Consider the following 8,696-nt stretch of genomic DNA (forward strand, 5'->3'; position numbering starts at 1 on the left):
GGAGGCGCGGTGCCAGCTGGCACCGCGCCTCCAGTCAGAGACCACTCGCGTTACGCGACCTGCTCCTCTTCCTGCGGATCGAAGAGGCTCGACGCCTCGTGCCGCTCGATCGCGGCACCGACGAGCCCCGCGAACAGCGGGTGCGCGTCCGTCGGACGCGAGCGCAGCTCGGGGTGCGCCTGCGTGGCGATGTAGAACGGGTGCACCTCGCGCGGCAGCTCGACGTACTCCACCAGCGTGCCGTCGGGCGACGTGCCCGAGAACACCAGGCCGGCGTCCGCGATCTGCTCGCGGTACTTGTTGTTCACCTCGTAGCGGTGACGGTGCCGCTCGGACGCCTCGGGGGCCCCGTACAGCGATGCCGCGAGCGACCCCTCGGTGAACGTCGCCGGGTAGAGGCCGAGGCGCATGGTCCCGCCGAGGTCACCGCCCGCGATGATGTCCACCTGCTCCGCCATGGTCGCGATGACCGGCGTCGAGGTCTCCGGGTCGAACTCGGTGCTCGACGCGTCGGTCAGACCGACCTCGTGGCGGGCGTACTCGATGACCATGCACTGCAGGCCGAGGCACAGGCCGAGCGTCGGGATGCCCTGCTCACGCGCGAACCGCAGTGCGCCGAGCTTGCCCTCGATGCCGCGCACGCCGAACCCACCAGGGATGCAGATGCCGTCGACGTCGCCGAGCTGCTTCGCCGCGCCCTCGGGCGTGGTGCAGTCGTCGGACACGACCCACTTCAGCGTGACCTTCGCGTCGTGCGCGAAGCCACCCGCGCGGAGCGCCTCGGTGACCGACAGGTACGCGTCCGGCAGGTCGATGTACTTGCCGACGAGGGCAATCGTGACGTCCTTCTTCGGCTCGTGCACGGCACGCAGGACCGGGGTCCACGAGGTCCAGTCGACCGGACCCGCCGCGAGCCCGAGCGCGTCGACGATGACCTGGTCGAGGCCCTGGTTGTTCAGCAGCGTCGGGAGGTCGTAGATCGACGGGACGTCCACCGCGTTCACCACGGCGTCCTCGTCGACGTCGCACATGAGCGCGATCTTCTTCTTGTTCGAATCCGACACCGGACGGTCGCTCCGCAGGACCAGCGCGTCCGGCTGGATGCCGATCGAGCGGAGTGCGGCCACCGAGTGCTGCGTCGGCTTCGTCTTCTGCTCGCCCGAGGCGTTCATGAACGGGACGAGCGACACGTGCACGAAGAACACGTTGTTACGGCCGAGCTCGTGGCGGACCTGCCGCGCGGACTCGATGAAGGGCTGGGACTCGATGTCGCCGACCGTGCCGCCGACCTCGGTGATGATGACGTCGGGCTGCGGGTCGTTCTGCGCCTGCTCGCGCATCCGGCGCTTGATCTCGTCGGTGATGTGCGGGATGACCTGCACGGTGTCGCCGAGGTACTCGCCCCGACGCTCCTTCGCGATCACCGTCGAGTAGACCTGGCCGGTCGTGACGTTCGCGGACTGCGACAGGTTGATGTCGAGGAAGCGCTCGTAGTGCCCGATGTCGAGGTCCGTCTCCGCGCCGTCGTCGGTCACGAAGACCTCGCCGTGCTGGAACGGGTTCATGGTGCCCGGGTCCACGTTGAGGTACGGGTCGAGCTTCTGCATGACGACCTTGAGGCCGCGAGCCGTGAGGAGGTTGCCGAGGCTGGCCGCCGTCAGGCCCTTGCCGAGGGACGAGACGACCCCGCCGGTCACGAAGATCTGCTTCGTCACCTTCGGGGTCGCGTTCGAAGAATTGGTTCCGCCGCTGAGAGTGTCCGCCACGGGATTCCATCGTACGTCAGAACTGCCAGGAGGCGCGACCTCGGTTCGCCGTGGGCGTTGCGTCGGGCGTGTGGCCGGGTCTCCGGGCCGTGGTCGCGCCGTGCGGCGAGGTCCGCCGCACGGCGCGAGGCGGGCGCGAGCCGCGCCTCCTGGATCGGCGTGCGACGACGCGATCAGGCCTGCTGGCCGGCGACGTCGAGCAGCTCGCGCGCGTGCTCCATGCCGCTGGCGCTGTCCCCGAGCCCGGAGAGGAGCCGCGCCATCTCCTGCAGCCGGTCCTCGCCCTCGAGGCGACGGACGCTCGACGACGTGACCGCCCCGCTGGCGTCCTTCACGACGTTGAGGTGGTTGTTCGCGAACGCCGCGACCTGCGCCAGGTGCGTCACGACGATGACCTGCGTGCGTTCCGCGAGCTTCGCCAGACGACGACCGATCTCGATGGCCGCCGCACCGCCGACGCCGGCGTCGACCTCGTCGAAGACGAACGTCGGCACCGTCGTGCTGCCCGCCATGACCACCTCGATCGCCAGCATGACGCGGGAGAGCTCGCCACCCGACGCACCCTTGCCGATCGGCCGGGGGTCGGTACCGGAGTGCGGCTGCAGCAGGATCGACACCTGGTCGCGGCCGTGGCGCCGGTAGTCGCCCGCGTCCGAGACCTCGACCACGAGGGTCGCCCCGGCCATCGCGAGGGACTTCAGCTCGGGGGTGACGCGCTTGGCGAGGTCCTTCGCCGCCTTGGTCCGTGCCGTCGTCAGGGCCGCGGCGGCACCGGCGAGCGTCTGCTCGTCCTGCTCGACCGCCTGCTGCAGCGCCACGATGCGGTCGTCGTCGCCGTCCAGTTCGAGCAGCCGATCACCCGCGCGCTGCCCGTAGACGATCACGTCGTCGACGGTCTCACCGTACTTGCGCGTGAGGCCGGCGAGCAGGGCCCGCCGCTCGTTGATGAGTTCGAGGTCGTGGCCGGCGTCGGGCTCGAGCGAGCCGAGGTAGCTCGACAGGCTCGCGGAGGCCTCGGACGCCTGGATGCCGAGCTCCGTGAGCTGCTCGAGCACGGGCTGCAGTTCGGCGTCGGACGCCGCGACCCGCTCGATCGCCCGGCGAGCGGACTCGACGAGGCCCACGACGTCCTGCACGCCGTCGAGCGACTCGCTCGAGAGGGCTTCGTGCGCGAGGCCCGCGGACAACCGGAGTTCTTCGAGGTTCCCCAAGCGCTCGGCACGGTCGGCCAGCTCGACGTCTTCGCCGGGCTGCGGGTCCGCCGCTTCGATCTCGTCGGACGCCGCGCGGATGCGTTCGGCCTCGGCCACCCGGTCGTCACGGTCACGGGTGAGGGTCTCGAGCTCGCCGGTGTGCTGCTGCCAGGTGTCGTAGGCCCGCACGTACGCCGCGAGGACCTTCTCGAGCGCCGGACCGCCGAAGCCGTCGAGTGCGGCACGCTGCGCGGTCGCCGAGGTCAGCCGGATCTGGTCCGACTGTCCGTGCACGGTGACCAGCTGGTCCGCGAGCTCGCCGAGCACCGCGACGGGAGCACTGCGACCGCCGACGGTCGCGCGGCTGCGACCTTCGGCGGAGACCGTGCGCGTCAGGATGAGCTCGCCGTCCTCGACGGTGCCACCGGCGTCCTCGACACGTTCGGCGACGGCGTCGTGCTCGGGCACGTGCCAGCGCCCCTCGACCACGGCGGTCGACGCGCCGCGGCGGACGGACCCCGCGTCGGCACGGGCGCCGAGGAGCAGGCCGAGCGCGGTCACGATCATCGTCTTGCCCGCACCGGTCTCACCGGTCACCACGGTGAAGCCGGGGCCGAGCTCGAGGGTGGTCTCGCCGATGACCCCGAGGTCGGAGATGGAGATCTCCTCGATCACAGGGTGTCCTCGTCGTCCTGCTGCGGGCCGCGCCACCCGGCGACGGGGAGCTGGAACTTCGCCACGAGCCGGTCGGTGAACGGGGCGTCCTTGAGGCGGGCCACACGCACCGGGTCCGGCGAGCGCCGGACCTCGACGCGGGCGCCCGGAGGGAGGTCGTGCGTGCGTCGACCGTCGCACCACAGGACGCCGACACCGCTCGTGCGACGCAGCACCTCGATCGCGAGGGTGCAGTCCGGGCCGACCACGATCGGCCGCGCGAAGAGGGCGTGGGCGCTCAGCGGCACCATGAGGAGCGCGTCGACGTCGGGCCAGACGATCGGCCCGCCCCCGGAGAACGAGTAGGCCGTGGAGCCGGTCGGGGTCGACACGACGACACCGTCGCAGCCGAACGAGGACAGCGGGCGGCCGTCGACCTCGGTCACGACCTCGAGCATGCGTTCCCGGGAGGCCTTCTCGATGGTCGCTTCGTTCAGCGCCCAGGACGAGTAGACGACCTCGTTGCCGACGACGACGTCCACCTGCAGGGTGACGCGTTCCTCGACGTGGTACTCGCCGGACAGGGCTCGTTCGACGGTCGCCCGGAGCCCGTCCCGCTCACTCTCGGCGAGGAAGCCGACGTGTCCGAGGTTGACGCCGACGATCGGGGCGCCCGTCCCGCGCACGAGCTCGGCCGCGCGGAGGATCGTGCCGTCGCCACCGAGCACGATGACGATCTCGAGCTGGTCGGCCTGGACGTCGACGCCGAGGATGTCGACCTGCCCGACCGAGGCTTCGGCGCGGCGGATGTCGGCGTACTCGTCGAACGGCATGACCGGGACGAGACCGGCGGCGTGCAGGAGGTCGCAGACCTCGACCGCAGCGTCGATCGAGTCGCGGCGGCCCGTGTGGGACACCAGGAGGATGTGCCGGTCGTCGCTCATGCCGTCCCTTCCGTCAGTTCGGTCGCCCGGACGATCCATTCTGTCGGATTGGTACCGACATCCCGCTGGAAACGCGCCAGGTACTCGTGGTTGCCGTGCGTGCCGACGATCGGCGACGCCGCGAGCCCCGAGGTGCCCAGACCGAGGTCCCACGCTGCCCAGAGGACGTTCATGAGCGCGTCGTTCCGGAGCGCCGGGTCACGGACGATGCCCTCACGGACACCACCGCGGCCGACCTCGAACTGCGGCTTCACGAGCAGGACGAAGTCGTCGGCGGGGACGGACTCGACCAGCGCCGGCAGGACGAGCCGGAGCGAGATGAACGACAGGTCCCCCACCACGAGGCTCGTCTCGGCCGCGGCGGGGTCGAGCGCGAGGTAGGACTCGGCCGTGAGGTTGCGCGCGTTCGTGCCCTCGACGACGGCGACACGGGAGTCGAGCGCCACCAGGGGGTCGACCTGCCCGTGCCCGACGTCGAGCGCCACCACGCGTCGTGCACCGCGGCTCAGGAGCACCTGGGTGAACCCTCCGGTGCTCGCACCGACGTCGAGCGCGACACGGTCCGACGGATCGACGCCGAACGTGTCGAGTGCGCCGAGGAGCTTCAGCGCAGCACGCGACACCCATTCGTCCGCACCGGCGACGTGGATCGGGGCCGACGGCCGCACCGGCGCCGACGGCTTGACGATCGCGGTGCCGGCGACGGTCACGCGGCCGTCCTGGATCAGTTTCGACGCTGCCGTGCGGGACTTCGCGAGCCCGCGGGAAGCGAGGAGGGCATCGAGCCGGACGGGCCGTTCGTCCTGCAGTGTCTCGTCGCCGTTGCCGTGCTCGTCAGGCACTCGTGCTGCCGCCGCTCTCGAGACGGGTCCGCAGTTCGTCGTGCAGCGCGGAGAACGCATCGGCGCGCTCGGCCAGCGGCAGCGATTCGGCCGCGGCGGTGCGCTGCCCGAAGTCGTCCGTCACGGCATGGTCGTCCGTCCGCACCTGGTCCGGATCGCCCGGGCGGGCGTCACGCTCGGGGTCCCGCTCGTCGTTCGACACCTCGGTCACGCTACTCGCCGCCGTACAGCTTCGGGTCGACGTCGAGCCCGTAGATCGCGAGCCCGGACTCCCAGATGAGGGCGGTCCCGGCGCGGAGCAGGTCGATCGCGTCGCCGTCGTCGAGCACCCGCACGACGTGGCCGCGCATCGCCACCGTGGCGGCACCGACCGTGGCGTAGCGGGTACCGTCCGGGTCTTCCCGTCGGATCGTCACCGGGTAGGGCTCGGACAGGCCACGGAGGTCGCCGAGGATGTAGGTGGGACGCGACCGCTGGTCGGCCGCGAGCACCTGCTTGGCCTTGTCGATCCCGGTGAGGACGAGGACGCTGGGGATACCGGCGTCGTTCGCGCCCTTGATGTCCGTGTCGAGGCGGTCGCCGATGAACAACGGGTGCTCACCACCGAAGCGCGCGAGGGCTGCGTCGAAGATCGGCCGCTCGGGCTTGCCGGCGACCACGGGCATCCGACCGACGGCCTGGTGCACGGCGGACACGAGCGTGCCGTTGCCGGGCGCGATGCCGCGCTCGACCGGGATCGACCAGTCCATGTTCGTCGCGACCCACGGCACGTCCGGGTCGGCCAGGGCGAAGGACGCCTCGGCGAGGTGCGTCCACCCGAGGTCCGGGGAGAACCCCTGGATGACCGCCGCCGGCGAGTCCTCGGCGCTGGACGTCACGGTGAAGCCCGCTGCCTCGACGATGCTCGTCAGCCCCAGACCACCCGTGACGAGCACCGTCGCACCCGCGGGGACGAGCGTCTCGAGCAGCCGGACGCCCGCCTGCGACGAGGTCACCACGTCGTCCTCGGACACCTCGAGCCCGTACCGCTCGAGGTGCTCCGCGACGTCGACCGGTCGGCGCGATGCGTTGTTCGTGATGTAGCCGACGCGGGCGGTCAGCGAGGCGCGGGTCAGCGCCTCGACCGCATGCGGGATCGCGTTGCGGCCGCGGTACACGACGCCGTCGAGGTCGGTGAGGACGACGTCCACACCGTCCGTCGGCGGCTTCGGCACGTCAGTCGGCTGCGGACCCGTCGACGTCGGAGGGGTTGTCGTCGTCGATCTCGCCGGGCTCGTCTCCGGCCGGTTCGTCGTCGTCGGGCTCGTCACCGAGGGGCTCGTCGGCGAGCTCGGCGTCGGGCTCGTCGTCGACGGCTCCGGCGAGCTCGTCTGCGGGTCCTTCGACTTCGAGCGTTTCCTCGACCACATCAACTGTCTCCCAAGCGTTCTCGTCGGCGACCTCGGCCAGGGCCGCTGCCGCACGATCGACACGGGCCCACCACTCGTCGGCCTCGTCCTGGCGGCCGAGCTCCTCGAGCGTGGCCGCGTAAGCACTGTAGAGCGCCGGGGACCAGCTGTAGGCAGTGGACGGGTCGAGCTGTGGAATCTCCAGCTCGCCGAGTGCGGCTGTGGGATTCCCGAGGTCGAGGCGCGCACCGGACATGGCGATGGCGAGCTCGACCTGCACGGCCGTGTCCAGCGCCGCGCGGTCGACCGACCGGCCGAGCTCGAGCGCCCGCTCGGGACGGCCGAGCCCACGCTCGCAGTCGACCATCATCGGCAGCTGGTCGTTCCGGCCCGAGATGCGTCGGTAGGTCCGGAGCTCCCGCAGCGCCGTCGCGAAGTCACCGAGGCGGTACGCGGTGATGGCCGCCGTCTCACGGACGACGCCGACCCGGCCGGCTCGACGAGCCGCGCTCAGTGCGTGCTGGTTCGCGGTATCGGGGTCCTCGTCGACCAGGAGTGCCGCGGCCACGAGGTGACGGGCGACCCAGTCGGCGTTGTCCTTGCTGAGCGTCTTGAGCTCCGCCCGGGCGACCTTGTCGAGATCGCGTGCCTGGATGTCCTCGGGGATCTCCGGGTCCTCGTGGCGAGGGCGGATCGACTTGGTGCCGTAGGGGTCGCGGTCCTCCCAGTCGTCCCGCGAGGCCTCGCCGAACCGCGCACCGGCGTGACGGCTGCCGTCGCCGAAGCGCTGACGATCGTCGCGGCCGCCGCGGTCACGGTCCTGGGCGCCGCGGAACGGACGGTCCCCGTCACGACGGGGTCGGTCGCCGTCACGGGCGGGACGGTCCGAGCGGAACGGACGGTCACCATCACGACGCGGTCGGTCATCGCCACCACGGAACGGGCGGTCGCCATCACGAGCGGGACGGTCCGACCGGAACGAACGGTCACCATCACGACGCGGACGGTCATCGCCACCACGGAACGGGCGGTCACCATCGCGACGCGGACGGTCGGCACCCCCACGGAACGGACGGTCGCCATCACGAGCCGGACGGTCCGACCGGAACGGACGGTCACCATCACGACGAGGACGGTCGTCGCCACCACGGAACGGACGGTCCCCGTCACGACGCGGACGGTCGTCGCCACCACGGAACGGACGGTCCCCGTCACGACGGGGACGATCCCCATCGCGAGCCGGACGGTCCGACCGGAACGGACGGTCACCATCACGACGAGGACGGTCGGAACCCCCACGGAACGGGCGATCCCCGTCACGAGCAGGACGATCCGAGCTGCGCGGACCGTCACCACGAGGAGGACGACTCGAGTCGTCACGGTCACCACGCCAGGCGGGCCGCCGGCCACCATCTCGGAACGGACGATCGCCGTCCCGGTAGGAGCGCGCCCCGTCACGGGACGGACCACCATCCCGAGCAGGACGATCCCCATCGCGCCGGGGAGCATCGCGCCGGTCGCCCTCGCGGCGCTCGAAGTCGCGCGGCCCGGACGACCAACGGTTCCCACCGTCACGCCGAGGGGACCGGTCGCCATCGCGACCTCGTCGGTCTCCACGATCGCCGTCGTTCCGCCGCTGATCGTCGTCGTTCGCCACCGTTGCTCCTCATTGCGTGCCCGAGCGCTCGCCCAGGCCATCGTCCGCTGTGTCATTGTGTGTGTCGGCGCCGCACTGTCCCGCCCGTACGCGTGAACCCAGTCCATCACGAACGAGCGCACGAGTCGAGCGAGGTGCGGCAGAAACAGAAGTAGCCACCGGCCTCCCGAGAACGAGGGTCTCCCCTACGAGTTCTCCATGGAGGGCCGATGGCCACATCTTCTTACTAAATTGAGTCCGGCGGCGTCCTAC

At 71.1% G+C, this 8,696-nt stretch carries 8 protein-coding genes; 1 reads left to right on the plus strand and 7 read right to left on the minus strand.

Annotation, left to right across the window (positions count from 1 at the left end; translation table 11 throughout):
• Window positions 1-50: 50 nt before the first annotated feature.
• From BIV01_RS12625 to BIV01_RS12655, 7 genes are all read right to left on the minus strand, one after another.
• Window positions 51-1,766 (minus strand): CTP synthase, encoded by a 1,716-nt coding sequence (locus BIV01_RS12625; RefSeq protein ID WP_070417896.1) that lies wholly within the window; start codon window positions 1,764-1,766, stop codon window positions 51-53.
• 173 nt (window positions 1,767-1,939) lie between these two features.
• Window positions 1,940-3,634 (minus strand): DNA repair protein RecN, encoded by a 1,695-nt coding sequence (gene recN, locus BIV01_RS12630; protein WP_071303062.1) that lies wholly within the window; start codon window positions 3,632-3,634, stop codon window positions 1,940-1,942.
• Window positions 3,631-4,557: an NAD kinase gene (locus tag BIV01_RS12635; RefSeq protein ID WP_070417894.1), complete on the minus strand. Its 927-nt coding sequence runs from the start codon at window positions 4,555-4,557 to the stop codon at window positions 3,631-3,633. Before BIV01_RS12635 ends, recN begins: the two co-directional genes overlap by 4 nt.
• The gene (locus BIV01_RS12640; protein WP_254791831.1) at window positions 4,554-5,399 is read right to left on the minus strand and encodes a TlyA family RNA methyltransferase; all 846 of its coding nucleotides are present in this window, start codon (window positions 5,397-5,399) and stop codon (window positions 4,554-4,556) included. Before BIV01_RS12640 ends, BIV01_RS12635 begins: the two co-directional genes overlap by 4 nt.
• Window positions 5,392-5,601 carry a hypothetical protein gene (locus tag BIV01_RS12645; protein ID WP_139199341.1) on the minus strand — a complete coding sequence of 70 codons (210 nt, stop codon included), beginning with the start codon at window positions 5,599-5,601 and terminating at the stop codon, window positions 5,392-5,394. The genes BIV01_RS12640 and BIV01_RS12645 overlap by 8 nt, the downstream gene beginning before the upstream one ends.
• Window positions 5,602-5,611: 10 nt before the next feature.
• On the minus strand, window positions 5,612-6,613 hold the full coding sequence (locus tag BIV01_RS12650) for an HAD-IIA family hydrolase (protein WP_071303063.1): 1,002 nt from the start codon (window positions 6,611-6,613) through the stop codon (window positions 5,612-5,614).
• Between the two features lies 1 nt (window position 6,614).
• Complete coding sequence (locus BIV01_RS12655) at window positions 6,615-7,355, minus strand: hypothetical protein (protein WP_071295655.1); 741 nt, start codon at window positions 7,353-7,355, stop codon at window positions 6,615-6,617.
• Window positions 7,356-7,550: 195 nt separating this feature from the next.
• Between BIV01_RS12655 and BIV01_RS19400 the strand changes: the two genes are divergently transcribed.
• A complete protein-coding gene (locus tag BIV01_RS19400) occupies window positions 7,551-8,540 on the plus strand; it encodes a hypothetical protein (protein WP_071295654.1) in 990 nt (329 codons plus the stop codon).
• Window positions 8,541-8,696: the final 156 nt, after the last annotated feature.

The sequence above is a fragment of the Curtobacterium sp. MCBA15_013 genome (assembly GCF_001865095.1).
GTDB lineage: Bacteria > Actinomycetota > Actinomycetes > Actinomycetales > Microbacteriaceae > Curtobacterium.